Source organism: Aeromonas sp. JL9, assembly GCF_024436075.1.
Taxonomy (GTDB): domain Bacteria; phylum Pseudomonadota; class Gammaproteobacteria; order Enterobacterales; family Aeromonadaceae; genus Aeromonas; species Aeromonas veronii.
The window spans coordinates 1-25,493 of record NZ_JANFNV010000009.1 but is presented as its reverse complement, the minus strand read 5'-3'; the positions used below and the strand labels follow the sequence as shown (position 1 = coordinate 25,493).

Sequence of the window (25,493 nt, the reverse complement as noted above, 5' to 3'; positions counted from 1 at the left end):
TTCCTGCTGCGCTCATCACCTCCTTGCTAGGCGGTGTTCTCCAAATGCTGGTTGTCTGTCCACCAATAGTTCCCGTGAGTTACAAAGGCAGAAAGCCAGCTTTTCATATCTCATTGAGGATCCGCGAAACTTCTTCAGCCATCAGAAGCACCGCTCGACCACATTTCGCCTACGATAACGAACTTTGTCTAATACCAGCGGAAGTTCCTTATTGTATCGCTGCTGGCCGCGTGCGATAGCGGCCTGATGAGGTCGGAATCCTTTTCATAGCCAACGCACTTGTCGCATATCTGATTGCCGCTGAAAAGCAGAACCCCAACGGCAAACCATTACTATCAGTGACCAAGTGAACTTTGCTGCCAAAACCACCACGAGAGCGATCAAGAGCTTGATTCACCGGAGTGTTTTTTTACGCGCTCCGGCAGCATCTTTGGATGCTCTGACATTGGAGCCGTCAATGCACCACAGGTCGAAGTCGATAAGCCCTTCTTCATTGAGATGCAGTTGCAGCGCAGCAAGGATGGTATCGATACGACCTGTACTCAGCCAACGTCGAAAGGTGTTGTATGACAGATCTCGCCAAGGTGCGCCGGTGTGAAGTATCCAGAGAATGCCATCAAGCACTTGGCGTGGCTCACGAGTAGGGCGTCCTCTTATGCGGTGGGATAGAAAAAGGGGCTCGATAAGCCCCCATTGTGCATCGGTCAACTGGTAACGACGGGACACTGCACTGGTCTTAAACTGTTGAGAAAATTTGAGATTATATCTTCATCACAGTAAGTATATAGCCTAGAAAGGCGCGCTGCTCTCGTCGCTCTCCTGTAAAAACTGCTCCAGCTCGGCCTGATAGGCCGCATCAGGTTGACCGCTGCTGGCAGGGATTACGGCGGCAGGACGAGCGACGGGAGGGGCGGTGAGGGTCTCCATCACCCGCTGCTGCAGATAGGGGTAGAAGGGGTTGGAGGAGGTGCGGGTGAGGGCGCCGGGGTTGACGATCAGCACGCCGCGCTCGCCACGCAGGGCCAGACCGCCGAGATTGATGCCGTATTGCTCCCGCTGCTCCGGGCGCGCCGCCATGCCATAGAGGGGGTCGTCCATCGGGAAGGGGAGCGCCACATGGGAGAGGGAGTAGATCTCCTTGGGATAATCGATACCCAGCGGACGGAGCTGCTCAGGCTGGTCTGGGCTGGCCAGCGTTCTGGCCTGGGTTGCGGGGGAGGCGGGTTCCACATTGCCCACCACGGTGAGGCGATAGTGCTGGGGGGCGTTTGGCAGCAAGCGGTGCAGCGCCAGCTCGGAGGCCGAGCTCATCAGCGGGCCAAACAGGGTACTGCGGTTGATATCAAACAGCACCAGTTCGCTGCCGTTGGCCGGCAGGTAGTGGTAGAGATCGGCAATGATGGAGCGGGTGCTGACGGTGTAGTCCATCACCGACTGGAAGGTGAGGGCGGGGGGAAATGCCGCCAGCTCGCCACTGGCGGCCAGCTGGCGCACCTGCTGCTGGATGGCGTGGGTCAGGCGGTAGGACTGGCGCGCCCCGTTGACCGGAAACGAGTTGTACTTGAACGGGTTGAACTCCGGCATGGTGTCGAGCCAGGCGGCGTTGGCAAAGGCGGGCAGCAGGGCAGGCACGGCCTTGAGCCCGGCGAAGCGGGCAAAGCGGGTCACCCCGATCATCGGGGAGATCAGCACCAGCCGATCCGGTTTTGCCAGCGCACCGCTCGGGTCGGCCAGCGCATCGAGCGCATATTTCACCGCCAGCGCGCCGCCGTTGGAAAAGCCCACCAGATGCAGCGGCCGCTTGCCCGGTGCCAGCAATCTGGCCTCCCGCACCGCCAATCGGGTAGCGGCCAGCCAGGTTTCCCAATCCACATCCACGAGGCCAGCGGGCACGGTGCCGTGGCCGGGGATCCTCAGCCCCAGCGCGATAAATCCCTGCTGCTGATAGCGTCTGGCCAGATGGCGCAGGCTGTAGGGGGAGTCGGTCAGGCCGTGCAGCAGCACCGCCACCCCTTTGACTTCCCCCTCGGGGCGCAGCAGGTAGGAGCGGTTCCAGTTCTGCTGAAAGCGGGCGGGGTTGATGGGGGCGTCCTGATAGTAGCGATTGCTGGCCAGTTGCTGCTCCGGCGGCGTCTTGGCAACCACCTCGGTGGCCACCAGCTCGAACAGCTCTGCTTCGCGGGTCAGATAGGCTTGCCAGTCGCTGCTGTCGAGCTCATCGGCGCTGAGTTCGGGGGGCACCACTGTGTGCCACAGTTGCAGCGGCGCTGCCTGCCAGGCGAAGTAGGCGATCACCGCCCATGCGGTCAGCAACAGCAGCAACAGGGTCAGCAGAGCACGGCGAACAAGGCGGCGAGAGTGAGCCAGCATGGTGCAATCCTTGGCGATAGAGATGGGGCCGCCTCTGGGCGGGCGAGTTCGGTGCAGCACATTGGGCGCTGCCAACCGGCTTAAAGCCTAATGGAAACAAGGTGATATGTATAGTTGATGGCGTTCGTCCGCGCTGGCTGTGGGCACCAGATCCTGCCGTTGGCATCAGGCTGGCCGTTCGAAGGCTGCATCGCGGGCCATCTAGCGGCGTGAACTTATCCGCAGATGCCAGCTTGGGCGCTGCGGCCCTGCAACTATCTGCCCCTGAAAGGGGGCAATTATGCTACTGTAGCGGCGTTTTTTGATGGATAAGCTGGCATTGGCCTTTTTTGAAGATGGAATGGTATGCAGAACTTTGACGTAGTGAATTGGCTGATGCAGCAGACAGCCTCCCCGGCGCAGCCGGAACAGGCGATGGCACAACCGGGCGCGGCCCAGAACCTGTGGCAGGTGACCCATGCTGGCTAACGAATCCATGCGCCTGAACAAATACATCAGCGAGAGCGGTATCTGCTCGCGCCGCGAGGCCGACCGCTTTATCGAGCAGGGCCATGTCTTTATCAACGGCAAGCGCGCCGGGATTGGCGATCAAGTGCAGGTTGGCGATCTGGTCAAGGTGAACGGTCAGGTGATCGAGCCGCGCGAGGCGGACAGTCTGGTGCTGATCGCCCTCAACAAGCCGGTGGGTATCGTCAGTACCACAGAGGCGGGCGAGAAGGACAACATCGTCGATTTCGTCAACCACAGCACCCGGGTCTTCCCCATCGGGCGGCTCGACAAGGATTCGCAGGGGCTGATTTTCCTCACCAACCACGGCGATCTGGTCAACAAGATCCTGCGGGCGGGCAACGATCACGAGAAAGAGTATCTGGTGACCGTCGACAAGCCGGTGACCGACGAGTTTGTGCGCGGCATGGCGGCCGGGGTGCCGATCCTTGGTACTGTGACCAAGAAGTGCAAGGTGAAGAAAGAGGCGCCGTTCGTCTTTCGCATCACCCTTGTGCAGGGGCTGAATCGCCAGATCCGCCGCATGTGCGAGCACTTCGGTTTTGAAGTGACCAAGCTCGAGCGCATCCGCATCATGAACGTCAGCCTCAAGGGGCTGCCGGTGGGCGAGTGGCGCGATCTCACCGACGATGAGCTGATCGATTTGTTCAAGCTGATTGAGGACTCCTCCTCCGAGGTGAAACCGGCCAAAGGCGACAAGCCGAAGGCGGCCAAGGCCCCTGCGGCGCAAACCGCCAAACCGGGGCAGGGCAAGAAGCCGCGCCGCGATGATGATCACGAGATTGGCGGGCGTCCCAATGTGCCGGGCCCGGAAGCCTTCGAGAAGAAGCTGCCGGTGGGCAAGGGTGGCGCGGGCAAAGGTGCTGCCAACAAGGGCGGTGCTGGCAAAGGGGCACCCAAGGGTGGCAAACCGGCCGCTGGCAAGCCGCGCACCGCTAACACCGGACGGCAGAAGAAGGGGCGCTGAGTTGCTCCCCTGAGTGGCGTCAGCCGCCAGTCATCCCCAACACTATTATCTCCAACACACCGGCCTCAGGCCGGTGTGTTGTTTTGGGCCGCAGAGCTGGTTGGGAGGGGCGCCGAAAGGGACGGCTCGCTGGTGGTCGTTAACCCCATGACGCGAGGGTAGTGGCGCGGGTCGAGGCGCACTACCAGCAGGCTCATCAGCAGCAATCCTCCCAGTTGCCACTGCCAGGCGGCCGCAAAGTCGCCCACATAGTGATAGAGCCGCGCCGCCACCCAGGGGCCGGTGGCGGCCAGCATAAAGCCGAAGCCCTGCATCAGGGCGCTCAGGGTGCCGGCGCGGCGCGGGTCGGGCAGGTGATCGAGCGCAATCACCATGATGAGGGAAAAGCTGCCGCCAAGACCGGCGCCGCACAGCATGCACCAGAGAATGGGAGCACTGGCTGGCGCCAGCCAGAGGCCGGCAAATCCCGCCAGCTGCATGGTGATGGCAAGGCCCATCCACGGCCGCCGATCCTGACTGCGCGCCGCCAGTTGCGGCAAGCCGAGGCCACTGGCGGTCTGCGCCAGTGCCAGCCAGGCGACCAGCTCGCCCGCCTGCGCGGCGCTCCACCCTTGCGCCATATAGGCGGGGGCCAGCCAGGCCACTACGATGCCGTAACCGCTGTTGATGATGCCAAAGCAGACGATCAGCAACCAGCTGCGGGGCAAGGTGATCAGCCGCTGCTCGCCGTGGGGAATGGTGACCGCGGCGGCCCGTGGCAGACGCACTTTCCACCCTAGCCAGATGAGGGCCAGCAGCACCGGCAGGCTCCAGAGCGCCAGTGCCCGCGACCAGTCGAGGCTGACCGCCAACCGTGGGGTAAGGCTTGCCCCGAGCGCCCCGCCCCCCATCATGCAGGCGGAGAAGATCCCCATCACCAGCGGCACCTTGTGGGCGAATGCTTGCTTGATCAGCGCCGGCAACACTCCCTGCACCAGCGCCGACCCCAATCCACAGAGCGCCGCACTGGCGATCAGCAAGCTGCCGCTTTGGGCATCGAAGCGGATGGCGCTGCCAATGCCGAGCATCAGCAGGGCCGCTCCCAGCAGTTGGCGCGCACTGGCGCGCCGACGCAGGCTGGGGGTGAGCAGCACGCCAATCCCGATCAGCCAGAGCGGCAGCAGGGTGAGCCAGGCCAGGGTGTCCATCCCCAGCGCCAGACGCTGGTCAATGGCTTGGGCCAGCGGGCCGATGGCGGTGAGAAAGGGGCGCAGATTCAGGCCAATCAGGATCACCAGCACCAGCAGGGCAGTCTGGCCTGCGGGTTGATCCGTATTTCGTTGATTCATCGGGTGCTGTTTCCGGTTCTGGGAGAAGTGGGATGCATTCGGGATGCGGAGTCATCGGGGCTGAACATGGCAGATCACCGTCAAAGGAGGCAAAAACGCCAGCCTAGCGGGCTCGAAAGTCATTTGGAAATTAAATGATAAAATAGGCTTCAGTGGTTTTGTAAATGGAGTGCCCCATGCTGGATCCCCTGTTACTGCGCAGTTTTGTCGCCATTATCGACACCGGCAGCTTCACCCGCGCCGGTGAACGGGTCCATCTGACCCAATCCACCATCAGCCAGCAGATCCGCCGCCTTGAGCAGCAGCTTGGCTGCCCACTGCTGGATCGCGCTGGCCGTCAGGTGGTGGCGACGGCGGAGGGGGAAAAATTGCTGGGGCTGGCCCGCCGCATTCTGGCGCTGCTGGCGCAGGCCGAAGAACAAGTGACGGAAGGGAGCGTGGCGCTCAGCCTCGGGGTGCCGGAGGATTTCGCCGCCGGTGCCATCACTCCGGTGCTGGCCGCCTTTGCCCGCGACTACCCCGAGGTGCGGCTGGAGGTGCAAAGTGGCCTGAGCCACGAGATCTGGCAGCGCTTCGAGGCGGGGGAGCTGGATCTGGCGCTGGTCAAGCAGACTCGGGGAAAGGGTTTGCCCCTTGCCAGTTGGCGCGAGCCGCTGGAGTGGGTCGACAGTCGCGACTGGCCGGCGAAGGGGCGTGATCCGCTGCCGCTGGTCGCCTTCCCGAGCGAAGGGCTCTATCGGCGGCAGATGACCGAGGCGCTTGATGGCCTCGGCCGGCGTTGGCGCATCGCCTATGTCAGCGCCAGCCTTGCCAGCTTGCAGGGTGCGGTGAGTGCGGGCATTGGCGTGAGCTTGCTGCCCAAACGGCTGATGCCCGCCGATCAGCTGGCCCTGACCCAGTGGCCCAAGGTGGCGCCGGTGGAGCTGGCGCTCCATGCCGGGGGAAGCGGGAGCGAGCCGCTCACCCGCTTGAGCGCGGCCCTGATCGCCCTCTGTGACGAGGTGATGGGGCCGCAGTGAGTGGCTATGTGGGGAAAAACTTCAGTGGGGAAAAACTGACGTCGGCAAGATAAGGCGGAAAAAAATGCGGGGAGGGATCAGTGATCCTTCCCCTCCGCCAGCTTGCGCTCGTAATCCTGTTTCACAATTGCCAGCGCCGCCAGCACCAGTTCTGGGGCCAGCTGGTTGGTCTCCAGCAGTTCAATCAGATCCACCGCGAGTTTCACCTCGGGCGGGGCAGTTTCCAGTGACATTCGGTATGGCCTCGGTTGGTTCGGTTTGCGGGAAGAGAGCGAAGTATACAGGGGCGCCGCCGTTGGCCGAAAGCGCCCCCTCTATCGGGCTGGGGAATCACCAAGGTCAGAGGTGCTGGCGCATCTCCTTGTCGATCTCCTCGCGCAGGGCGATCAGCTTTTTGGCGTACTGCTGCAACTGCAGATCGCTGTCGCTCACCGGCTGCCACTGGGGCACCGGGGTCGGTTTGCCCTGCTCATCCATCGCCACAAAGATGATGATGCAGTGGGTAGTCTTGTGGCGCTCGGTGTCGGTGGGGTGGCGGCTGTAGACATCCACCGCCAGATGCATGCTGGTGGTGCCGGTGTGGATCACCTGAGCGTGCACCTCCACCAGCTGGCCAATCTGGATGGGGCGCAAAAAGCGGATCCCCCCCACATAGACGGTCACCGCATAGCCGCCACACCAGCCAGCGGCGCAGGCATAGCCCGCCTGATCGATCCACTTCATCACCATGCCGCCGTGGACCTTGCCGCCGAAATTGACGTCGGAGGGCTCGGCCAGAAATTGCAGAGTCAGTTCGCGATTTGGCACAGTTACATCCTTATTGCCTGAAGGGTTTCCCTGAGCTTTGCCCCATCGGCCTGCCCGGTCAAGGGTTCATCCCCGATTCAGGGGGGCGGGGTCACTATCTTGCTCTATCGACGGGAACATAGCCGCAGGAGTGACACCATGAAACAGATGCTGGAACAGTTGCTGGGGGCTGGTAAAGGCTGGCTCAACGAAGGGGGAGAGAAGCGCAAGGGGCAGATGCAGGGGGCGCTGGCCGGTGGCGCGCTCGGTCTGCTGCTGGGCAATAAAAAAGTGCGCAAATATGGCGGCAAGGCCGCTGCCGTGGGCGGCGCTGCGGCCCTTGGCGGGCTGGCCTACAAGCTCTATCAGGATTGGCAGGCCCAGCAGTCGGCGCCCGCCCAGCCCACCCATCCCATCAGTGGGCTGGAAGGCAATGCGCTGGATGCCCGCGCGGCGCTTTTGGTGCGCGCCATGGTGGCTGCGGCCCGGGCCGATGGCCATATCGACGGCGCCGAGCGCCAGAAAATTCAGGAGTACCTGACCGAACAGGGTCAGAGCGATGTCGCCCGCTGGATTGACGCCGAGCTGGCCCGTCCCCTCGACCCCCACGCGCTGGCGCGGGAAGTGACCGACATGGAGCTGGCCACCGAGGTCTATCTCGCCTCCCTACTCGCCATCGAAGTGGATCACTTTATGGAGCGCGGTTATCTCGACGAGCTGGCACGCGCCCTCAAACTCGATGACAACCTCAAAGGGAGCATCGAGCGGCAGGTGGCCCAGCTTAACGCCCCCGCCTGATATCCCTCATCGCCATGGATTGCCGATAACGCCCCGCTCAAGGGGCGTTGTTGTTTAGGTTGCTCGTCAAAAGATGCGGATGAGCCTATTTGGATTGCGGGGCACAGCCCCTAAGATGGCGCAGGACCATCACCATTTTTGCAAGGAGCAACCGTTGGAGATACGCAAGGCAAGCGAAGTGGATATCGACGCCATTGTCGAGCTGAACCGGCAGATAGGAGAGATCCACCATCAGCACTATCCCGAAGTGTTTTGCCCCCCTTCGCCAGAGGAGCGGGCATTTTTGCTGAGTGCTATCGGTGCGGAAGGGCGTCTATTCTGCGTTGCCGAGCAGGATGGCAGGGTGGTGGGCTTTTTGACGGCGCGGATCGACATCAATGACTCTGTGCCGTTTCTCACCCGTGCGCCGATTTGCCGTATCGGCTCGGTGGTGGTGGATGAGCAGCACCGCTCCCGCGGGATTGGCAAGGCGCTGATCGCCCATTGCGATGAGTGGGCCAAGGCCCGTGATGCTCAGCAAATCCGGCTGGAGGTGATGGCCTTCAACGAACGTGCCCAAGCGCTCTACGAGGCGCTGGGCTTCAAGGTGCAGTCGCAGATCATGGCCAGATGATCAGTTTTTGATGGCGAGCCAAGGCGCGTCACTCCCCAACCACAAATGCCCGTTGCGGGCCTTTGTTCGTTTCGCCAGCGGTTCTTTGCCACGTTACTTTTCACCGAGCTGCGCGGCAATCAGCGCCGCCAGCCGGGTGAGGGCCTGCTCCAGCTGTTCGCTCCAGGGATGGGAGCTATTGAGGCGCAGGCAGTGGTTGTGTTGTCCCTGACTGGAGAAGAGCGCGCCGGGGGCTACTGAAAAACCGCTGCCCAGAGCCTTGGCGTGCAGGGCGCGGCTGTCGAAATGGGCAGGCAGCGCCAGCCAGAGGAAGTAGCCGCCATCGGGGGAGGAGATCCGCACCTCGTCCGGCAACAGCCGTTGCAGGGCCGCCCGCATCTGCTGCTGGCGCTGGGCCAGGGTGTGGCGCAGGCGGCGAAAGTGGGCATCGACTCCGCCCTGGCGCAGCATCTCGGCCAGCGCCAGCTGGCTCGGTACATTGGTGGAGAGGGTGGACATCAGCTGCAACCGCTGCACCCGCTCGGCATGGGGCCCCGCCACTACCCAGCCGACCCGAAAGCCCGGCGCCAGGCATTTGGAAAAGGAGCTGCAGAGCAGGCTGTCGCCACGCTGATCCCAGTGGCGGATCGGCTTGGGGCGCTCGCGGCCGAAGTAGACCTCCGCATAGACGTCATCCTCCACCAGCGGCACCCCGTGGCTGTTGAGCAGTGCCATCAGCCCCCGTTTGTGCGCATCGGGCATGGTGTGGCCGAGCGGGTGCTGCACATTGCCCATCAGCCAGCAGGCCTTGATCGGCATCTGGCTGAGGGCGTCTTCCAAAAGCGCCAGATCGATACCCACCCCCGGGATGACCGGGATCTCCACCGCCTTGAGCTTCAGCCGCTCGATAGCCTGCAGGGCGCCATAGAAGGTGGGGGACTCCACCACCACCCAGTCACCGGGCTCGGTCAGCACCTGCAGGCTGAGGGAGAGCGCCTCCATGGCGCCGGTGGTGATGATGATCTCCTGCGGATTGACCGCCACCCCATCGCTGGCGTAGCGCTGGGCGATGGCGCGGCGCAGCGCTTCGTTGCCGGGGGGCAGGTCGGCCACCGTGCTGAAGGGATCGAGCTTGCGCATGCAGCTGGCCAGCGCCCGCCCGAGCTGGGGATGGGGGAACAGGGTCGGGTCTGCTACCGACATGCCAAGGGGCACCAGATCCCGCGATTTGCTCGCCTGCAACACCTCGAACACCAGATCGTTGATATCCACCGAGCCGCTGTAGTGGGTCTGGCTCGGGGTGTGTTGCACGAGCTGTGGTGAGGCGGCTTTGACGTAGTAACCAGACTGGGGGCGGGCGAGGATCCGCCCCTGACTTTCGAGCAGTTGATAGGCCTGCAACACCGTCATGGGGCTGAGCCCGTGGGTCTTGCAGCTCTGGCGAATGGAGGGGATGCGCTCCCCCGGTTGCCAGATGCCATCGTCGATCTGGCTTTGCAGGCGGTCGGCCAACTGCTGATAAAGGGACATGATCTGGATCAACTGTTATAGGTGTAATTCAATATAACTGCATCTGTTATAGGTGTCATGCTCCGTGATGTACTTGTCACGCACGAAACGTGCAAGGCAAATACAACAAAAGAGAGTGACGCATGATCAATCCGGATGACGTGGTCAGCCTGTCTCGCCTGCAATTTGGCGCCACGGCCCTGTTCCACTTCCTGTTTGTGCCCCTCACGCTGGGGCTGTCCTGGATCCTGGTGATCGCCGAGTCGGCTTATGTGATGACCGGCAAGGTGATCTATCAGGACATCACCCGCTTCTGGGGCAAACTGTTTGGCATCAACTTCGTCATGGGGGTCACCACGGGGATCACCATGGAGTTTCAGTTCGGCACCAACTGGGCTTACTACTCCCACTATGTGGGGGACATCTTCGGTACCCCGCTGGCCATCGAGGGGCTGATGGCCTTCTTCCTCGAATCGACCCTGGTGGGGCTCTTCTTCTTCGGCTGGGACAAGCTCTCCCGCGGCAAGCACCTGCTGGTGACCATGCTGGTGGCGCTCGGCTCCAACCTCTCGGCGCTCTGGATCCTGATCGGCAACGGCTGGATGCAAAACCCGGTGGGGGCCGAGTTCAACCTGCTGACCCAGCGCATGGAGCTGGTGGATATCGCCGCCGTGCTGTTCAACCCGGTGGCGCAGGTGAAGTTCGTTCACACCGTCGCGGCGGGCTATGTGGCGGCCTCCATGTTCGTGATGGGGGTGAGCAGCTGGTATCTGCTGCGCAAGACGGAAGTGCAGTTTGCCCTGCGCTCCTTCGCCATCGCCTCCGGCTTCGGGCTGGCGGCCATCCTCTCGGTCATTGTGCTGGGGGATGAGTCGGGCTATCGCACCGGCGAGGTGCAGAAGGTCAAGCTCGCCGCCATCGAGGCGGAGTGGGAGACCGAGCCAGCCCCTGCGTCATTCACCTTGTTTGGCTTCCCGGATCAGGCTGCCGAGACCACCCACGCCGCCATCAAGATCCCGTATCTGATGGGGATCATCGCCACCCGCTCCATCGACGAGGCGGTGACCGGCCTCAAGGATATCAAGGTGCAGAACGAGGCACGCATCCGCAGCGGCATGGTGGCGGCCGAGGCCCTCGAGCAGATCCGGCAGGGTGATGACAGCCCTGCCAACCGTGCCCGCTTCGAGCAGCACGGCAAGGATCTTGGCTACGGCATGCTGCTCACCCCCTATGCCAGCAATATCGCCAAGGCGGGGGAGGCGGAGATCGCCAAAGCGGTCGATGACTCCATCCCGCCGGTGGCGCCGCTGTTCTGGGGCTTTCGGGTGATGGTGGGGCTTGGCGTCACCATGCTGGGGCTGATGGTGGTGAGCTTTGTTCAGCTCTGCCGCAACCGGCTGCAAGACTCGCCACGGCTGCTCAAGACCCTGTTCTGGAGCATGCCGCTGCCCTGGATTGCCATCGAGGCGGGCTGGCTGGTGGCCGAGCTCGGCCGTCAACCCTGGACCATCAGCGATGTGCTACCGGTCTCGGCCTCGGTCTCTTTGCTTCAGCCGGGCCAACTCTGGTTCAGCCTGATTGCTATCTGCTCCATCTACACCCTGTTGCTGGTGGTGGAGCTGTTCCTGTTGCGCCATGTGATCCGCAAGGGGCCCGCCATTCTCCATACCGGCCGCTACAGCGGTGAACAACCCGAACTTGCGAGGATCGCCTGATGGATTACGCAACCCTGAAACTCATCTGGTGGGCGCTGGTGCTCTTCATGATGGTCGGTTTTATCGTGATGGATGGCTTCGATCTCGGCATCGCCATGCTGCTGCCGGTGGTGTCGAAAGATGACGACGACCGCCGTCTGGTGATCAACAGCGTGGGGCCGGTGTGGGAAGGCAATCAGGTGTGGCTGATTGCTGGTGCCGGTGCCCTGTTCGCCGCCTGGCCGCTGGTTTATGCCGCCGCCTTCTCGGGGCTCTACATCCCCATGGTGGTGCTGCTGCTCGGGCTCTTTCTGCGTCCGGTCGGTTTTGACTATCGCAGCAAGCTGGCTGATCCGGTTTGGCGCCGCTGGTGGGATCGGGCGCTGGTGGCCGGTGGCCTGATACCGGCGCTCATCCTTGGTGCGGCTATCGGTCTGGTGATGGAAGGGCTGCCGTTTCGCTTCGACACGGCGCTGCGCCTGCACTATGGCGCGTTCGACTTCCACTGGGGCTGGCTGCTCTCGGTGCTGGCCACTGCCATCAGCCTGTTGCTGCTGCACGGCGCCGGTTTTCTACAAGCCAAGGTGACCGGCACCCCTGCGCTGCGCGCACGGGGGATCGCCATCCTGCTGGCCCCGCTGGTGACCTTTTTCTACCTGCTGGCCGGTTGGCATCTGGTGGATCTGCAGGGCTATCAGCTGACCGGTCTGGCGGGCCAGCCCTTTGACGGCAACGCCGTGCTGAGCCCGCTGATGAAGGGGGTCACCCCCCATGTCGCCGGCTGGCTGCGCAACTACCACGAGCAGCCGCTGCTCTGGCTGGTGCCGGTGATTGGCGCGCTGGCGCCGCTGGTGAGCGGGATTGCCTCCTGGCTGGAGCGGGGCCGGATTGCGCTGCTGGCCAGCGCCATCGCCTGCGCCGCCATGCTCTGCTCGGTGGCCATCGCCCTGTTCCCCTTCGTGCTGCCTTCATCCCTCGATGCGGTCAGCAGCCTGACCCTGTGGGACAGCACCTCCAGCTACAAGACCCTGGCCATCATGTTCGGCCTCGTGCTGGTGCTGATGCCGGTCAACCTGGGCTACACCGGCTGGGTCTATCGGGTGGTGCGCGGCAAGCTCGACCGTGCCCGCATCAAGCGCGACGGCCATCAACTCTACTGACCTCAAGGGATCTGCTATGTGGTACTTCACCTGGATTTTGGGCCTCGGATTCGCCCTGCTGCTGGGCTTGTGCAACCTGCTCTGGCTGGAAGCGCGCTGGCAGGCGGACGAACGGGACGGTAACTGACGGCGGGGGGCTCGCGCCCCGCCACGGCCGGTGGTTGGCGTTCATACGTCGCCGTCGGCCCCTCTCTCCCCCTCTTTAAACGACACAAACGACACACTTTCAACCGACAACCAACCGACAGGTAATTGTGATGAAACAGAGATTGAAAGCGGTGGCGCTGGCCATCGGGTGCGCGCTCACCGTCGCCCCGGCCTGTGCCGAACCGGTACAACTGACGCCACTGGATAAAACCTTCACCCTGCAGGTGCTCGGCAGTGGTGGCCCCATCTCCGACGATCTACGCGCCTCCTCCAGCGAGGTGATCTGGTGGAAGGGGAAATCCCGCATCCTGATCGATGCCGGTGGCGGCGTCTACCTGCGCTTCGGCCAGGCGGGGGCCAAGCTCGAAGAGGTCGATTTTATCGGCATCACCCACTTTCACACCGACCATGTGACCGACCTGCCCGCCCTGCTCAAGGGGGCCTACTTCTTCGAGCGCAGCGATCCGCTGGATCTGGCGGGGCCAGAGGCCGGCTCGGCCTTCCCCAGCATGAGCGGCTACTTTGATGCCCTCTTCAACAAGGACAAGGGCGCTTATGCCTACCTGAGCGGCTTCAAGGATGGCACCGATGGCCTCTTCCCCATCACCCTCCATGATGTGCCCTACCAGAGCCCGCAGCCTCACACCGTTTATCAGCAGGATGGGCTGACCATCACCGCGCTCGGCATTCCTCACGGTGACGTGCCCTGTCTGGCCTATCGCATCGAGAGCGCCGAGGGGACCATCGTTATCTCGGCGGATCAGAACGGCAGCAACCCGGCCTTTGTGCCGTTTGCCAAGGGGGCCGACATTCTGGTGATGCCGCTCGCCATCCACGAAGGGGCCGACCCGGTCTCCGCCTCGCTTCACGCCAAACCATCTGTGGTGGCCAAGATTGCCGCCGAGGTGAACCCCAAGCTGCTGGTGCTCAACCACTGGATGGGGGTTGGCCTCAATCACAAGAAAGAGGCGATGGCCATCGTCAAGCAGCAGTTCCACGGCCAGATCGTGGCCGCCCGCGATCTCTCCAGTTACCCCGTTTCAGCAGTCAAGGAGTCCGCTCATGAGTAACTCAAGCAGCAACAAAACCACCGGCAAACTGACCCTCTCCATCGCCATGACCAGCCTGATTGCCCTGACCCCGGGACTTGCGCTGGCGGCCACCCCGAGCGATGCGCCGGTCAAGGCCGCCCCCAGCGAACAGCACGGCGGCAAGTGTGCGGCGGGCAAGTGCGGTACCGAGAAGCGCTTCGAGAAGCAAGCCCTCGACAGTGATCCGCAGGGGCGGCTGGTGCGCGCTCGCGACGGCAAGTGTGGCGTGGCGGGAGAGGGGATGGATGACGACAGATCCGGTTCCAGCAACGGCAGCAAGATGACGGAGGGGGTATGCGGCCAATAAGCTCCCGCAGTCGGGGGATCGGGCTGCGCCAGGAGCATCTGGATGCGCTCTGTTCCGGCCCCGTCCGCCCCGGCATCGATTTTCTCGAGCTGGCGCCGGAGAACTGGATGGCCATCGGCGGCGTCAGGCGGGCGCAGCTGCATCAGCTTGCCGAGCGTTACCCGCTGGTGGCCCACGGCCTCAGCCTCTCCCTCGGCGATTGTCAGCCCCTCAACCGCACCCTGCTCAGCCAGATCCGCACCTTTCTGGACGAGTTCGGCATCGGGATCTATAGCGAGCACCTGAGCTTTTCCCGCGACCAACAGGGCTATCTCTATGAGCTCTTACCGGTGCCGCGCCAGTGGGAGAACATCCCCTATCTGGCCGAGCGGATCGCGCTGGTGCAGGAGGCGCTGGCCCGCCCGCTGGTGCTGGAAAATATCTCCTACTACCACGGCTATGACCACGAGATGCCGGAGGAGGATTTTCTCGCCGAGCTGGTGGCGCGCAGCGGCTGCGAGCTGCTGCTCGATATCAACAACGTCTTTGTGAACAGCCGCAACCACGGTTACTGCCCCAAGCGGATGATTGCCGGGCTGCCGGGCAATGCGATCCGTTACTTCCATATCGCCGGTCATCTGCAAGAGGCGGATGGCACCTTGCTGGATACACATGGTCGTCCGGTCTGTGAGGAGGTGGTGGCGCTGGCCCGTTATACGGTGCAGACCCATGGCCTGCGTCCCCTGCTGCTGGAGCGGGATCACCATTTGCCACCGCTGGCCGAGCTGGAGGCCGAGCTGGCGCGGGTGCATGGCGCCTGTTGCGAGGCGATCGACAGTCAGGTGCGGGAGGTGCGTTATGGATAGACGGTTATCCCTGATCACTGCGCCCAAAACGGCGCCGCAGCGAATGCAGCAGCAGACCGCCTGGCTGGCGAGCCGGGTGCGGCTGCCGCAGGATGGCATTGCCAGCCACTATGCCCGCAGCGTGCGCGCCAATGTGGAGTCGGTGCTGGAGAGTGCTTTTCCGCTCACCCACGCTCACTGGGCGCCGGTGGACAGGTGGCAACTGGTGGAGGGCTTTGTCATCGCGCACGGCGCCGAGGCTCCTGAGTTTCACCATATCGCCACCGAGTTTGTCCGCTATGTGCAGCATCGCCACGGCGAGGGCTCTCTCAACTGGCCCAGGCAGCGGCTGGCGCTGCTGGAGTACGAGTGGGCCTGCCTCTGTGTCGAGATTGATGAAGGGGTGGTGCCGCAAGTTATATCGGGGGTTGAGGTGACGGCGGAGAGTTCGTTTGTGCTCAATCCCACCCTGCAACTGCTTGAGCTCCCCTTTGCCATTCGTCGCAGCGGCGTGGTGCCGACCCGGCAGGGCAGCCACTTCTATGGCCTGTTTCGCAGCCCGGCTCATCAGGTGGTGACCCAGCGGTTGCGCGAATGGGACGTGGCCCTGATCCAGCTGCTGCAACAGCAACCGGGGATCACCCAAGCCGCGTTCCAGCAACAGGTGCAACAGGTTCGCAGTGATTTTGATCTGAGCGAGTGGGCGCGCCATTTTCACCGGCTGGGTCTGTTGACCTTGCCCGTCGGTGAGCGCCAGCCTGACACTCCCTTGCCCTCATTTAGCAAACACCAAGGAGAATTCCCATGAACAACCCCCTGATCCAGTGGTACGAGCGGGCGGTGGCCCAGTGCAAGCGGCTCGATTTTCTGGCCCTGCTGGCCATTCGCCTCTATCTCATTCCGGTCATCTATGTGGGGGCCCACTCCAAGGTGATGGGCTTTGCCGGCACGGTCGCCTGGTTTGGTGCCCCGGTCTCGGAAGGGGGGCTCAACCTGCCGTTCCCGACCCTGCTCGCCTTTCTGGCGGCGGGCACCGAGGTGCTGGGCTGCATCTGCATCGCCCTTGGCCTCTTTACCCGCATCATGGCCATTCCCACCATCTTCCTGATGAGCGTGGCGAGCGCCATGGTGCACTGGAAGCACGGCTGGGACGCCATCGCCACCGGCAGCATGGAGGCCACTGTGCGCCTCAACGGCTTTATCGAGTGGCTGGCCGCCAATTTCCCCGGTCGCTACAACTACATCACCGAGCTCGGGGATCCCGTGATGCTCAACAACGGGATGGAGTTTGCCGCCACCTACTTCGTGATGCTGCTGGTGCTGCTGGTTTACGGCGGGGGCCGCTACGTCAGCCTCGACTACTGGCTCAAACGTGCCGTGACCGGCAAAGCAGGCGTGCAACAGGCGGCATAAGGCTTGCCCACGGATAACAAAAACCATAACGACAGAGCGTGAAAAACAGCGAGCGGCCGGGGGCCGCTCGCTGTTTTTGTGCTGTGTGGGGGGGAGTGTCAGCTGCGTCAGCCGTTACTGGTAGCGGCCAACCGCGATGGGGGACTCCTGCTCAATCTGGCCAAGGCGCTCGGCCCACTGAGCGAGCCAGGCTTCCCGCTCTTCTTGCGAGACCCGCACAGGGGCATAGCAGATATGGGGGCGCAGCACATCGAAGCCGACAAATTGCAGGATCCCGCGCTGGATGGGGCGCAGCACCCCGTCGATATCGCCGTTGAAGCCGTCGGGCAGATAGGTCTCGGCAGGGCCGCCGGTGGTGAGGCTCAGTAGCGCCCGCTTACCGCGAAACTTGCCGCTCTCGTAGATATGGCCCTGACCGTAGACCCGCCCCATGGCAAAGACTCTATCCACCCATCCCTTGAGGATGGCGGGCAGGCCAAACCACCAGAGCGGGAACTGGAAGATCAGCAGATCGGCCGCCTCCAGCTTTTGCATCTCCTGCTCCAGCTGCGGGGCAAAGCTGTCCTGCTCGGTGGCAGCCAGCTCTTCGAGTTGCAGCTTGAGAAAATCGGGATCGCTGGCGGCGGTGAAGTTGCGCCGATCCGAGACGGGATCAAAGCCTATGGCATAGAGATCGCTGGTCATCACTGTGTGGCCCGCCTGCTCCAGCGCCCTGATGGCGTGGCAGAAGAGGGCACCGTTGAAACTTTTGGGTTCGGGATGGGCATAGACGATAAGCACCTTCATAACAGACTCCGTGGCAAATGATGCGAGGGTGACAGGCTTGGTTACTGAAACAGTTACTGAAACAGTTGCTGAAATAGTTGCTGGGTTGACGCTGTGTCACAGCATAGAAGCCTGCCGCGCCGATTGCAGCAGGCGCCACGCCCTTGCGTGACGCCTGCTGGCGCAGCTTATGCCTGACAGGCGGCGAGCCGGAGGGCTTCGCGGCGCTCGCTGACATGGGTCAGTCCGTAGGCCAGCAGCACGATAAGGGCGCCGATCCAGGGGGTGTGCATCAGGCCGAGGTGCTCTACTACAAAACCACCAACCACGGAGCCGAGCGCAATGCCGACGTTGAAGGCGGCAATATTGAGGCCCGATGCCACATCCACCGCCTTGGGGGTGTGCAGTTCGGCCTGCTTCACCACCAGTACCTGCAGACCCGGCACGTTGCCGAAGGCAAAGGCGCCCCACACCAGCACGGTGAGCACGGCCAGCACCGGATGGGGGGCGGTGAAGGTGAGGGCCAGCAGCACCAGCGCCAGACCGGCAAACAGCAGTTTCAGTGCGGGCAATGGGCCCATCTTGTCGGCCAGCTTGCCACCCCAGATATTGCCGACGGCGACCGATACCCCGTAGACCAGCAGGATCAGGCTCACCGCACCGGCGCTAAAGCCGCTCACCTGCTGCAGGATGGGGGCAAGGAAAGTAAACGCTGTGAAGGCGCCGCCATAACCAAGGGCGGTCTTGGCGTAGACCAGCAGCAGCGGCTTCTTGGTCAGTACCGAGAGCTGTTCGCGGATGGTTGAGGCTGCCCCCATGGGCAGGTTGCCCGGGATCAGCAGCAGGCTACCCATCATGGCGACGAGGCCGAGCAGGCTTACCACCAGAAAGGTTTCACGCCAGCCAAAGACCTGACCAATCCAGGTGCCGAGCGGTACGCCGGTCACCAGCGCCACGGTAAGGCCGCTGAACATGATGGCGATGGCGCTCGCCGCCTTCTCTTTGGCCACAAGACCCGTGGCGATGGTGCTGCCCACCGAGAAGAAGACCCCGTGGGCCAATCCGGTCAGGATGCGGGCCACAATCAGGCTCTCGTAACCTGGGGCCTGCCAGGCCAGCAGGTTGCCGGCGGTAAAGAGCGCCATCAGCCCTACCAGCAGCCACTTGCGCGGCACCTTGCCGGTGAGCGCCGTGAGCACAGGGGCGCCGATGGCTACGCCAAGGGCATAGAGGCTGACCAACAGGCCCGCCGAGGGGAGCGAGACATTGAGCTGCTCGGCGATGGTGGGGATAAGCCCCACAATCACAAATTCGGTGGTGCCTATCGCAAAGGCACTCAGGGTAAGGGCAAATAACGCCAGTGGCATAACAACTCCTTGGTTAGGGACTCCCGACGGGAGAATGGCGCCAGTATGCCGATGGGTTTTGTTGGCAAAAATGACGGTGACATCAAATTACTTTTGCCAAATCAGCAGCAATGGCGATGGGGAGGAGGGGGTTGTGTTGCCCGCTGCGTGAGCGCAACGCAGTGATCTGCCTCGCAGAACGGGATGAACGCTGCTCCTTTTCTGAGCTTGCTTAAGCTCCAGTACAAGCTGGCCGCCATAGGATTTTCCCTGTGAAACCCGTGTGTGTTGAACCCATGCGCGCCGGTGTTGTGATGGCCGTGCGCTTTCATCTACAGGCAATCGACAGGCAATATCCAGCTGACAGGTAACATGATGATATTGAATCGACTCTCCTCTCTTTTGCTGCTGTGCGGCGCCTTTGCGGTACAGGCCGGCCAGAGCGATCCCCTCTCTGCCTGGAATGACACGGCGGCCAAGCAGGCGATCACCCGCTGGGTAACCAATGCCACCGATCAGCAGCAGGCCACTTTTATTCCGCCAGAGAAGCGCCATGTGGTGTTTGACAATGACGGCACCCTCTGGCCGGAAGCGCCCATGACCTATCAGCTGCAGTTTGCGATGGACGAGATCAAGCTCCTGGCGCCGGAACACCCGGAGTGGAAGGCCGACCCCATCGTCACGGCAGTGCTGAACAACGACCTCAAGGCCGTGGCCAAATCGGGGGAGAAGGGGCTCGCCAAGCTGGTGGGACTGACCCACAGCGGCATGACCACCACCGAGTTTGCCGAGCGGGTCACTCGCTGGGTCAACAGAAGTAAGGATCCCCGTTTTGGCTGCCACTACGATCAGCTCGGTTATCTGCCGATGAAGCAGCTGCTGGGGTATCTGCGGGATAATGGCTTCCAGACCTGGATTGTTTCCGGCGGCGGCGTCGATTTTATGCGGGTGATGTCCGAGCAGATGTATGGCATCCCGCCCCAGCAGGTGATTGGCTCCTTTACCCTCGGCGAGTTTGCCCTGACCGGGGAGGGCAGCGAGATCCGCAAGACCATGAACGGCGCCTATTTCGATGACAGCAAGGCGAAACCGGCCGCCATTCACCTCTTTATGGGGCAGCGTCCGGTCGGCGCCTTTGGTAACAGCGATGGCGACGTGCCCATGCTGCAATACACCTCGACCAACCCGGATTACCACACCTTCGGCCTGCTGGTGCACCACACCGATGCCAAGCGCGAATACGCCTACGACAGTCATCCACCAGCCAGCGGCAAACTGATCGACGGGCTGGCGCAGGCAAAAGCGCGGGGTTGGGTGGTGGTCGATATGAAATCAGACTGGAATCAGGTATTCGATCCCGCCCTTTGCCAGAACGCGCCCTGATTGCGGGGCTGCATCTGGCATCAATATGGCGGCTGGACGTTTAGCAAGCGCTGTAAAGCGTGAGGCAAGAAAAGAGACAGGGAGAGCATGATGCTCTCCCTGTTTTATCTGGCTTGCTGGCGAGCCTAATGCCGATCAGTTAAGGATCCATTGACCGCTCCTTCTGCTGTGTGAAAATCCGAAACCTGTTGATTGGTTTCGGATTTTTTTATGCGTATCGCACAGGCTCTCGACTTCCTTCACGCCAGTAATGCTGCCCAGTTTTAGTCACTCTCCGACCTCATTCCCAACGAGCTCATCACCACTCTGCTCGGCGAAGAGGGCGTCGCAACCCTGCGTCGCCGCCGTATGCCCATGGAGCGTCTGGTCTGGGCCATCATCGGTATGGCTATCTTCCGCCACGTCCCCATGACCCAGCTCGTCAATCAGCTCGATATCCTGTTGCCCGGCGACCGCCCCTTCGTCGTCCCCAGCGCTTTCCTGCAAGCTCGCCAAAAATTGGGGGACAAGAGCATCGAACGCCTGTTTCACGAAACCGCCTCTCTCTGGCACCAGCAGGCCAACCACCCCGGTTGGGCCGGGCTGCAACTGCTCGCCGTCGATGGCGTGATGTGGCGCACCCCCGATACCCCGGACAATGCCGCCGCCTTTGCCAAGCCCGGTACCCGGCAGGGCGAAACCGCCTATCCGCAGGTGCGCATGCTCTGCCAGATGGAGTTGACCAGTCACCTGCTTGTTCAGGCGGTCATGGAGAGTTGCGCCGTCAACGAGATGGTGTTGGCCGAACAGCTTGTCGAACGCACGCCGGACCACTCGCTCACCCTGTTCGACAAGGGGTTCTACTCCCTCGGTTTGCTCCATGCCTGGCAGACCACTGGCAGCGAGCGGCACTGGTTGCTGCCACTCAAAAGAGGCACCCAATACGAGGTGGTGCGCAAGCTGGGGCGTCAGGATGTGCTGGTGCGTCTCAAAACCAGTCCACAGACGAGGAAGAAGTGGCCGCACCAGCTGGATACAGTGGAAGCCCGCTTGCTGACTCGCACTATCAACGGCAAAGAGCGGCAGGTGCTGACCTCGATGGTCGACCCGATGCGTTTCCCGGGCGCCGACATCGTCGAGCTCTACAGCCACCGCTGGGAAATCGAGTTGGGCTATCGGGAGATGAAGCACAGCCTGCAACAACACCGGCTAACCCTGCGCAGCAAGAAGGCGGCGGGGATACGGCAAGAGCTGTGGGGCGTGCAGCTGGCGTACAATCTGCTGCGCAGCCAGATGGTAAAGAGGGCAGCGAGTCTGAAGGGATACACGGCGAGCCAGCTGAGTTTTCACATGGCATCGGTGTACCTCATCCATGAACTGAGCTGCATGCCGTACCTGTCACCGGGGAGTATCCCGAAGCGGGTGGCGGAGCTGGATAAGCAGGCAGGGCAGTTTGTATTACCGGAGCGAAGGGAGCGGAGTTATCCCCGCAGTGTGAAGGCAAGACCACATAAGTATGCGGTGCAAAAGCCAATAAAACAATGCCAGTCAGGCTTAACTGACTGGCATTATGCTGGCGAGCCAGCCTTTCTTTCGCGTTAGTCTCACGCGGCGCTGTTTCCCAAATCAACCATCAAGCCACAACTGCCCCAGCCCCAAGTGACCGTTACACACGGGGCTTTCTGACAGGCAGACCCAGGGTATTGAGTTTGTTTATGGCGCTAACATACGCCATGACCTCTCCCACTTGGCCGTTGTAGTTACGCAGACTGATTTTTCCCGCCAGCAACTGCTTGAACCGATACATCGCCGTCTTGGCCAGCGAGCGACGGTGATACCCCGATATCTTCTTCCAGTGCGCCAGTCCTTCCTTGCGCATCACCAGCACCGCGTCATTTCTTGCGTGTCCTTTTTTCCATAACCCCGCGTTTTTGCGAGGCGGGATACAGGCTGTTGCCCCTTTGCGCAAGATAAGCTGATGGCTGGCTTTGCTGTCGTAGGCGCCATCCGCATAAACACGCCCCAGTTTGCGCCGTAGTGGATTGAGCAGAGTCGGCAACACCTCGACATCATGGACATTTTCCAGCGAGATTTCCGCCGCCACGATATCGTGAGTAGCCGGGTCTACTGCCAGATGCAATTTGCGCCAGACTCGCCGTTTCTCGGCGCCGTGTTTTCTGACCTTCCACTCGCCTTCACCAAATACCTTCAGCCCGGTTGAGTCGATAACTAAGTCGGTAATACGTCCTTTTGGGGGCTGTCGATAAGCCACCGTCACCGTGCGGGCCCGCTTGCTTACACAACTGTAATCGGGGGCACAAAGCGGTACGTTCATCAACTCGAACAGGGTGTCGAGTAGTCCCTATGTTGCTCGCAGAGTGAGGTTGAAAATCCCCTTGAGCATCAGGAAGGTGCAGATGGTCTGGTCAGTGTAGAGTTGGCTGTGGCCCCGGCCCCCATGATGGCCGTGGTGAAACCAGTTGTTCATGGCCTCGGCATCAACCCAGAAGGTGAGTGAACCACGGTTAACCAATGATTTGTTGTATTGAGGCCAGTTGGTGATGGGGAGAAGCGACGTGCTCATGATGCAGGCTTGAAGGAGATGGTTGTGATCAGATCACCAAGTCCTCAGTTAGTTCCATTTAAGCCGCATCGATTTGGGCAACAACGCCGACCAGACTGCAAACTCATTGCCGCTGGGCTAAGCAAGTTGTTCCCACGGGGTAAGTTTAAGCTGCTTGCGCCGTAGCCAAGATGCCATGAACAGGCCGAACAATCCTGTAAATAACACGTTCTGGTGCAGGGCAAATAGTGGGTCTGTCCCCATTGTTTGCCAGCTGAAAAACCACATCATTACACCTCATACTAGACTCCGAATACCAGAAAGTTGGTTAACTACTCCTGATGGTGAAGATGGCTGAGAGCCAACTGCGTTTTTACATCGCGTTGGTGTCTCTCATCCATGAACTGAGCTGCATGTCGCACATGTCACCGGGGACTGTCTAGTCCTGAAATAGGTTTACACATTTTCAACTAGCATTTCTCTAATCAGAACCCCCTATGGACCGCATCGGGGGTTCTGTATTTCAACGCATGATGCGGCCGCTCCGCGTTGTAAATATCCACTGCTTCACGCACCATTTCCCGCGCTTGCGTCAAATCCTGCGGGCTTTGCAACAACAACTCTCCTTTCAAAATCCCGTTCACCCGCTCAGCCAACGCATTCTGATAACAGTCATACCCATCCGTCATCGAGCATTTCACCCCGTACCGTTCATGTAATGACTGATACAGCCCTAGCAATACTGCACGCCGCGGTCCGAGTGATGGATGAGTTCACCGCCGCCACACCGTTGCTTCAGTGCTTTCTTGAACGCCATCGCCACCGATTCGGCATGCATTCCTTCGTGTACGTGATGGCCCACTATCTTGCGTGAGTACGCATCCGTCACCAGGCTCAGGTACAGCGGTCCGCTCCTGGCTGGCAGATAGGTGATATCAGCAACCCAGACCTGCTCCGGAGCCACCGGTGTGACCTGCTCTGGCCCCGCCTTGAGCAAGTTGGGATGACGGTAGAAACGGTGAAAACTGTGGGTGGTCTTGTGATACGCCCGTCTGGGCTGCACCAGCTGGCGGTGCTCGGCCAATATCTGAAACAGCCTGTCACGCCCGACCTTGAGCCCGCCATCATCCTGACCCTGCAGCAGATAATGCAGCTTGCGAGTGCCCACCCGAGGTTGTCGCAGTCGAACCTGACGCACGAAGCGCACCACCTGCAATCCCTGTGCATGGCGCTCGTCGGCGACCCGATTGCGCTTGTAGTAAGCCTGCTGGCTTATCCCCAGAAACAGGCAAGCCCTGACGATGGTCAGCCTCTCGACTTGCCGCTGCGAGAGGACTTGCCGAGTGCCAGTTTAAAAGTCAGAGAGTAATCGCGCTGTGTCCGTTTCACACCTTGTCCCATCGGGTTCTCCATTTATTGGGGGGAAAGGTGTAAACCCTATTCAGGACGGGACAGAGTGAAAAAAAAAAGCCAATAAAGACAGTTTCAGTCATGTTGTACTGACTGGTATTAGGCCAATGTGCCGGATTTTTTTATTTCACAGAGTGAGTAATGACTATCAGGGACAGGGAACCGGAGTAAAAGAGTCTTGCCCCTGACAACGCCAGCCCATTTCTGCCTCCCGCATCTGCCACAGGTTGTTGCTGCGATAGAGGGTCAGGATGTAGATCATGTCGCTCTTGCTGCCGTCGAGAGCGACCGAGAGCACCAGATCATTGTCCAGCTGCTGGGCATGGATGCGACTGGGTGTGTCGCTATGACCGACGAATCGCAGAGCGACCTCACGGTAGTCATTAACCCAGTTTTGCTGTTGATGGCTTGCCTGGCGTATCTGTTGGTTGAATTGCTGCACCGGCGCCGAGGCCAGTCGTCCAAATACCACTTGTGCTTCGGCGTGGGCTGCCGTCACGTTCGCCAGGAGGAGGGTGGTAAGCATACCGATTTTGCGCATGAGAGGTTCCGGCTAACAACGACTGCTTCTATGACAACAGAAAAGCCTATTTGGTTCAACGCAAGGCCCACTGCGACATGATGGCGCTGTGGGCCTGCTCTCAATTGCGTTGCAGCGAGAAGGTGGGCAGCGACAGATGCCAATAGATAGCAGCAACCCGCAGGCCAAACACGGCCGTCATGCAGATGAGCATGGCCGTTACCCTGTCCATGTTCGCCTCCAGCGCCAGGGTATAGAGAATGCCGCCGAGGATACAGGCGGTGGCATAGATCTCTTTTTGCAGCACCATGGGCACCTCCCGCGCCAGTACATCGCGGATCATGCCGCCGGCTACGCCGGTCATGGTGCCCATGATCACGGCAATCAGCCCCGGGGTGCCGAAGTTGAGGGCCTTCTGGGCACCGATCACGGTAAAGAGGGCCAGTCCGAAGGCATCCGCCACCGGCAGAACATACCAGGGCATTCTGCGGGGCAGTTTGACCATCCACATACCGATCAGTGCCGTTGCGATGACGACCCAGATATAGAGCGGGTCGCGTACCCAGAAGACGGGGGTGGCTCCCAGGATCATGTCACGGATGGTGCCGCCGCCGATGGCAGTGACCGCCGCCAAAACCATGACGCCAAACCCGTCCATTCTGAGTCGGCCAGCCACCAATACCCCTGAAAACGCGAATACCGCAGTACCAAACATGTCGCTGATGTAAACAATCTGCTCAACCAGTGTCTGCATGGAGAACAACTCACGCCAAATTGTTGATGGGGCTGCGATTTTAGGGGCTGGTGAGCCCAATCGCCAACAGTGCTCGACAAAATTGAGAGTCGGGACGGATTTTTTCTCGCGGCATGAACCGGGTTAGGCTCGTGCGTGCCCGTAGCTCTCCGCCGTTGGCGAGGTTCAGAAGGTTGAGTCTGTCTGTAGTGGTCTAATCATCCCGGACACCATTTTAGGTGGTACAGTCGCCACCATGACCTGAGGTGTTCAATGACAAGA

General features: G+C 61.2%; 23 protein-coding genes and 5 pseudogenes. 15 read left to right on the top strand and 13 right to left on the bottom strand.

Translation table 11 applies throughout. The features are described 5' to 3' along the window. Nucleotides 1-15: 15 nt before the first annotated feature. Together NOM06_RS09050 and NOM06_RS09045 are read right to left on the bottom strand one after the other, a co-directional pair. Nucleotides 16-726, bottom strand: a pseudogene (locus NOM06_RS09050) (IS5 family transposase). A gap of 63 nt (nucleotides 727-789) precedes the next feature. Beyond that, a complete protein-coding gene (locus NOM06_RS09045; RefSeq protein ID WP_255911213.1) occupies nucleotides 790-2,370 on the bottom strand; it encodes a carboxylesterase in 1,581 nt (526 codons plus the stop codon). 345 nt (nucleotides 2,371-2,715) lie between these two features. Between NOM06_RS09045 and NOM06_RS09040 the strand changes: the two genes are divergently transcribed. Together NOM06_RS09040 and rluF are read left to right on the top strand one after the other, a co-directional pair. Beyond that, nucleotides 2,716-2,838 carry a hypothetical protein gene (locus NOM06_RS09040; protein ID WP_005337590.1) on the top strand — a complete coding sequence of 41 codons (123 nt, stop codon included), beginning with the start codon at nucleotides 2,716-2,718 and terminating at the stop codon, nucleotides 2,836-2,838. Continuing rightward, nucleotides 2,828-3,844, top strand: coding sequence for a 23S rRNA pseudouridine(2604) synthase RluF (gene rluF, locus NOM06_RS09035; RefSeq protein WP_115544538.1), 1,017 nt, complete (start codon nucleotides 2,828-2,830; stop codon nucleotides 3,842-3,844). The genes NOM06_RS09040 and rluF overlap by 11 nt, the downstream gene beginning before the upstream one ends. A gap of 65 nt (nucleotides 3,845-3,909) precedes the next feature. Here rluF and NOM06_RS09030 read toward each other — a convergent pair whose 3' ends face one another. Further along, entirely contained in the window at nucleotides 3,910-5,172 is a 1,263-nt protein-coding gene (locus NOM06_RS09030) for a cyanate transporter (protein WP_255911211.1), read from the bottom strand. A 176-nt stretch (nucleotides 5,173-5,348) separates the two neighbouring features. Here NOM06_RS09030 and NOM06_RS09025 point away from each other — a divergent pair, with 176 nt between their 5' ends. After that, nucleotides 5,349-6,191 carry a LysR family transcriptional regulator gene (locus tag NOM06_RS09025; protein ID WP_255911208.1) on the top strand — a complete coding sequence of 281 codons (843 nt, stop codon included), beginning with the start codon at nucleotides 5,349-5,351 and terminating at the stop codon, nucleotides 6,189-6,191. A gap of 77 nt (nucleotides 6,192-6,268) precedes the next feature. Here NOM06_RS09025 and rsmS read toward each other — a convergent pair whose 3' ends face one another. Beyond that, complete coding sequence (rsmS, locus tag NOM06_RS09020) at nucleotides 6,269-6,424, bottom strand: pleiotropic regulatory protein RsmS (RefSeq protein WP_074042636.1); 156 nt, start codon at nucleotides 6,422-6,424, stop codon at nucleotides 6,269-6,271. A gap of 106 nt (nucleotides 6,425-6,530) precedes the next feature. Then, the gene (locus tag NOM06_RS09015; RefSeq protein WP_139410503.1) at nucleotides 6,531-6,998 is read right to left on the bottom strand and encodes an acyl-CoA thioesterase; all 468 of its coding nucleotides are present in this window, start codon (nucleotides 6,996-6,998) and stop codon (nucleotides 6,531-6,533) included. Between the two features lie 138 nt (nucleotides 6,999-7,136). On the opposite strand from NOM06_RS09015, the gene NOM06_RS09010 reads away from it, so the two are divergent. Both NOM06_RS09010 and NOM06_RS09005 read left to right on the top strand, forming a co-directional pair. Continuing rightward, nucleotides 7,137-7,775, top strand: coding sequence for a tellurite resistance TerB family protein (locus NOM06_RS09010; RefSeq protein ID WP_058055930.1), 639 nt, complete (start codon nucleotides 7,137-7,139; stop codon nucleotides 7,773-7,775). A 154-nt stretch (nucleotides 7,776-7,929) separates the two neighbouring features. Then, entirely contained in the window at nucleotides 7,930-8,388 is a 459-nt protein-coding gene (locus NOM06_RS09005; RefSeq protein WP_255911206.1) for a GNAT family N-acetyltransferase, read from the top strand. A gap of 93 nt (nucleotides 8,389-8,481) precedes the next feature. Here NOM06_RS09005 and NOM06_RS09000 read toward each other — a convergent pair whose 3' ends face one another. Continuing rightward, a complete protein-coding gene (locus tag NOM06_RS09000) occupies nucleotides 8,482-9,897 on the bottom strand; it encodes a PLP-dependent aminotransferase family protein (protein WP_255911203.1) in 1,416 nt (471 codons plus the stop codon). A gap of 122 nt (nucleotides 9,898-10,019) precedes the next feature. Between NOM06_RS09000 and NOM06_RS08995 the strand changes: the two genes are divergently transcribed. The 8 genes from NOM06_RS08995 (at nucleotide 10,020) to NOM06_RS08960 (ending at nucleotide 16,512) form a co-directional block, all read left to right on the top strand. Further along, nucleotides 10,020-11,591, top strand: coding sequence for a cytochrome ubiquinol oxidase subunit I (locus NOM06_RS08995; protein WP_236325107.1), 1,572 nt, complete (start codon nucleotides 10,020-10,022; stop codon nucleotides 11,589-11,591). Further along, nucleotides 11,591-12,730 carry a cytochrome d ubiquinol oxidase subunit II gene (cydB, locus tag NOM06_RS08990; RefSeq protein ID WP_255911201.1) on the top strand — a complete coding sequence of 380 codons (1,140 nt, stop codon included), beginning with the start codon at nucleotides 11,591-11,593 and terminating at the stop codon, nucleotides 12,728-12,730. Before NOM06_RS08995 ends, cydB begins: the two co-directional genes overlap by 1 nt. A gap of 16 nt (nucleotides 12,731-12,746) precedes the next feature. Then, nucleotides 12,747-12,857, top strand: coding sequence for a cytochrome bd-I oxidase subunit CydX (gene cydX / locus NOM06_RS08985; RefSeq protein WP_005337572.1), 111 nt, complete (start codon nucleotides 12,747-12,749; stop codon nucleotides 12,855-12,857). A gap of 130 nt (nucleotides 12,858-12,987) precedes the next feature. Next, complete coding sequence (locus NOM06_RS08980) at nucleotides 12,988-13,947, top strand: MBL fold metallo-hydrolase (RefSeq protein ID WP_115522273.1); 960 nt, start codon at nucleotides 12,988-12,990, stop codon at nucleotides 13,945-13,947. Further along, complete coding sequence (locus tag NOM06_RS08975; protein ID WP_255911199.1) at nucleotides 13,940-14,275, top strand: hypothetical protein; 336 nt, start codon at nucleotides 13,940-13,942, stop codon at nucleotides 14,273-14,275. The genes NOM06_RS08980 and NOM06_RS08975 overlap by 8 nt, the downstream gene beginning before the upstream one ends. After that, nucleotides 14,263-15,120 (top strand): DUF692 domain-containing protein, encoded by an 858-nt coding sequence (locus NOM06_RS08970; RefSeq protein ID WP_255911197.1) that lies wholly within the window; start codon nucleotides 14,263-14,265, stop codon nucleotides 15,118-15,120. The genes NOM06_RS08975 and NOM06_RS08970 overlap by 13 nt, the downstream gene beginning before the upstream one ends. Next, complete coding sequence (locus NOM06_RS08965; RefSeq protein ID WP_255911195.1) at nucleotides 15,113-15,907, top strand: putative DNA-binding domain-containing protein; 795 nt, start codon at nucleotides 15,113-15,115, stop codon at nucleotides 15,905-15,907. Before NOM06_RS08970 ends, NOM06_RS08965 begins: the two co-directional genes overlap by 8 nt. Then, nucleotides 15,904-16,512, top strand: a complete 609-nt coding sequence (locus NOM06_RS08960; RefSeq protein ID WP_255911193.1) for a DoxX family protein — start codon at nucleotides 15,904-15,906, stop codon at nucleotides 16,510-16,512. Before NOM06_RS08965 ends, NOM06_RS08960 begins: the two co-directional genes overlap by 4 nt. A 114-nt stretch (nucleotides 16,513-16,626) precedes the next feature. On the opposite strand, the gene NOM06_RS08955 is transcribed toward NOM06_RS08960, so the two are convergent. Then, nucleotides 16,627-17,298, bottom strand: a complete 672-nt coding sequence (locus NOM06_RS08955; protein ID WP_076493673.1) for an NAD(P)H-dependent oxidoreductase — start codon at nucleotides 17,296-17,298, stop codon at nucleotides 16,627-16,629. Between the two features lie 167 nt (nucleotides 17,299-17,465). Further along, complete coding sequence (locus tag NOM06_RS08950; protein ID WP_255911191.1) at nucleotides 17,466-18,644, bottom strand: MFS transporter; 1,179 nt, start codon at nucleotides 18,642-18,644, stop codon at nucleotides 17,466-17,468. Between the two features lie 351 nt (nucleotides 18,645-18,995). Between NOM06_RS08950 and NOM06_RS08945 the strand changes: the two genes are divergently transcribed. Continuing rightward, the gene (locus NOM06_RS08945) at nucleotides 18,996-20,006 is read left to right on the top strand and encodes an HAD family phosphatase (protein ID WP_255911189.1); all 1,011 of its coding nucleotides are present in this window, start codon (nucleotides 18,996-18,998) and stop codon (nucleotides 20,004-20,006) included. 210 nt (nucleotides 20,007-20,216) lie between these two features. Further along, nucleotides 20,217-21,543 (top strand): annotated as a pseudogene (locus NOM06_RS08940) (IS4 family transposase). A gap of 108 nt (nucleotides 21,544-21,651) precedes the next feature. Here the strand turns inward: NOM06_RS08940 and NOM06_RS08935 are convergent. The 5 genes and pseudogenes from NOM06_RS08935 to NOM06_RS08915 form a co-directional block, all read right to left on the bottom strand. Further along, a pseudogene (locus NOM06_RS08935) lies at nucleotides 21,652-22,569 on the bottom strand (IS5 family transposase). A gap of 117 nt (nucleotides 22,570-22,686) precedes the next feature. Next, nucleotides 22,687-22,845 (bottom strand): annotated as a pseudogene (locus tag NOM06_RS08930) (DUF6404 family protein); the annotation flags it as partial. A gap of 188 nt (nucleotides 22,846-23,033) precedes the next feature. After that, a pseudogene (locus tag NOM06_RS08925) lies at nucleotides 23,034-23,893 on the bottom strand (IS3 family transposase); the annotation flags it as partial. 213 nt (nucleotides 23,894-24,106) lie between these two features. Continuing rightward, the gene (locus tag NOM06_RS08920) at nucleotides 24,107-24,499 is read right to left on the bottom strand and encodes a hypothetical protein (protein ID WP_144715513.1); all 393 of its coding nucleotides are present in this window, start codon (nucleotides 24,497-24,499) and stop codon (nucleotides 24,107-24,109) included. A 100-nt stretch (nucleotides 24,500-24,599) separates the two neighbouring features. After that, nucleotides 24,600-25,232 carry a trimeric intracellular cation channel family protein gene (locus NOM06_RS08915; protein ID WP_005333975.1) on the bottom strand — a complete coding sequence of 211 codons (633 nt, stop codon included), beginning with the start codon at nucleotides 25,230-25,232 and terminating at the stop codon, nucleotides 24,600-24,602. Nucleotides 25,233-25,493: the final 261 nt, after the last annotated feature.

Excerpts from the sequence above, each read along its gene's own strand:
- NOM06_RS09045 (WP_255911213.1), bottom strand. The coding sequence starts at position 2,370 with ATGCTGGCTCACTCTCGCCGCCTTGTTCGCCGTGCTCTGCTGACCCTG.
- NOM06_RS09040 (WP_005337590.1), top strand. The coding sequence starts at position 2,716 with ATGCAGAACTTTGACGTAGTGAATTGGCTGATGCAGCAGACAGCCTCC.
- rluF (WP_115544538.1), top strand. The coding sequence starts at position 2,828 with ATGCTGGCTAACGAATCCATGCGCCTGAACAAATACATCAGCGAGAGC.
- NOM06_RS09030 (WP_255911211.1), bottom strand. The coding sequence starts at position 5,172 with ATGAATCAACGAAATACGGATCAACCCGCAGGCCAGACTGCCCTGCTG.
- NOM06_RS09025 (WP_255911208.1), top strand. The coding sequence starts at position 5,349 with ATGCTGGATCCCCTGTTACTGCGCAGTTTTGTCGCCATTATCGACACC.
- rsmS (WP_074042636.1), bottom strand. The coding sequence starts at position 6,424 with ATGTCACTGGAAACTGCCCCGCCCGAGGTGAAACTCGCGGTGGATCTG.
- NOM06_RS09010 (WP_058055930.1), top strand. The coding sequence starts at position 7,137 with ATGAAACAGATGCTGGAACAGTTGCTGGGGGCTGGTAAAGGCTGGCTC.
- NOM06_RS09000 (WP_255911203.1), bottom strand. The coding sequence starts at position 9,897 with ATGTCCCTTTATCAGCAGTTGGCCGACCGCCTGCAAAGCCAGATCGAC.
- NOM06_RS08995 (WP_236325107.1), top strand. The coding sequence starts at position 10,020 with ATGATCAATCCGGATGACGTGGTCAGCCTGTCTCGCCTGCAATTTGGC.
- cydB (WP_255911201.1), top strand. The coding sequence starts at position 11,591 with ATGGATTACGCAACCCTGAAACTCATCTGGTGGGCGCTGGTGCTCTTC.
- cydX (WP_005337572.1), top strand. The coding sequence starts at position 12,747 with ATGTGGTACTTCACCTGGATTTTGGGCCTCGGATTCGCCCTGCTGCTG.
- NOM06_RS08980 (WP_115522273.1), top strand. The coding sequence starts at position 12,988 with ATGAAACAGAGATTGAAAGCGGTGGCGCTGGCCATCGGGTGCGCGCTC.
- NOM06_RS08975 (WP_255911199.1), top strand. The coding sequence starts at position 13,940 with ATGAGTAACTCAAGCAGCAACAAAACCACCGGCAAACTGACCCTCTCC.
- NOM06_RS08970 (WP_255911197.1), top strand. The coding sequence starts at position 14,263 with ATGCGGCCAATAAGCTCCCGCAGTCGGGGGATCGGGCTGCGCCAGGAG.
- NOM06_RS08965 (WP_255911195.1), top strand. The coding sequence starts at position 15,113 with ATGGATAGACGGTTATCCCTGATCACTGCGCCCAAAACGGCGCCGCAG.
- NOM06_RS08960 (WP_255911193.1), top strand. The coding sequence starts at position 15,904 with ATGAACAACCCCCTGATCCAGTGGTACGAGCGGGCGGTGGCCCAGTGC.
- NOM06_RS08955 (WP_076493673.1), bottom strand. The coding sequence starts at position 17,298 with ATGAAGGTGCTTATCGTCTATGCCCATCCCGAACCCAAAAGTTTCAAC.
- NOM06_RS08950 (WP_255911191.1), bottom strand. The coding sequence starts at position 18,644 with ATGCCACTGGCGTTATTTGCCCTTACCCTGAGTGCCTTTGCGATAGGC.
- NOM06_RS08945 (WP_255911189.1), top strand. The coding sequence starts at position 18,996 with ATGATGATATTGAATCGACTCTCCTCTCTTTTGCTGCTGTGCGGCGCC.
- NOM06_RS08920 (WP_144715513.1), bottom strand. The coding sequence starts at position 24,499 with ATGCGCAAAATCGGTATGCTTACCACCCTCCTCCTGGCGAACGTGACG.
- NOM06_RS08915 (WP_005333975.1), bottom strand. The coding sequence starts at position 25,232 with ATGCAGACACTGGTTGAGCAGATTGTTTACATCAGCGACATGTTTGGT.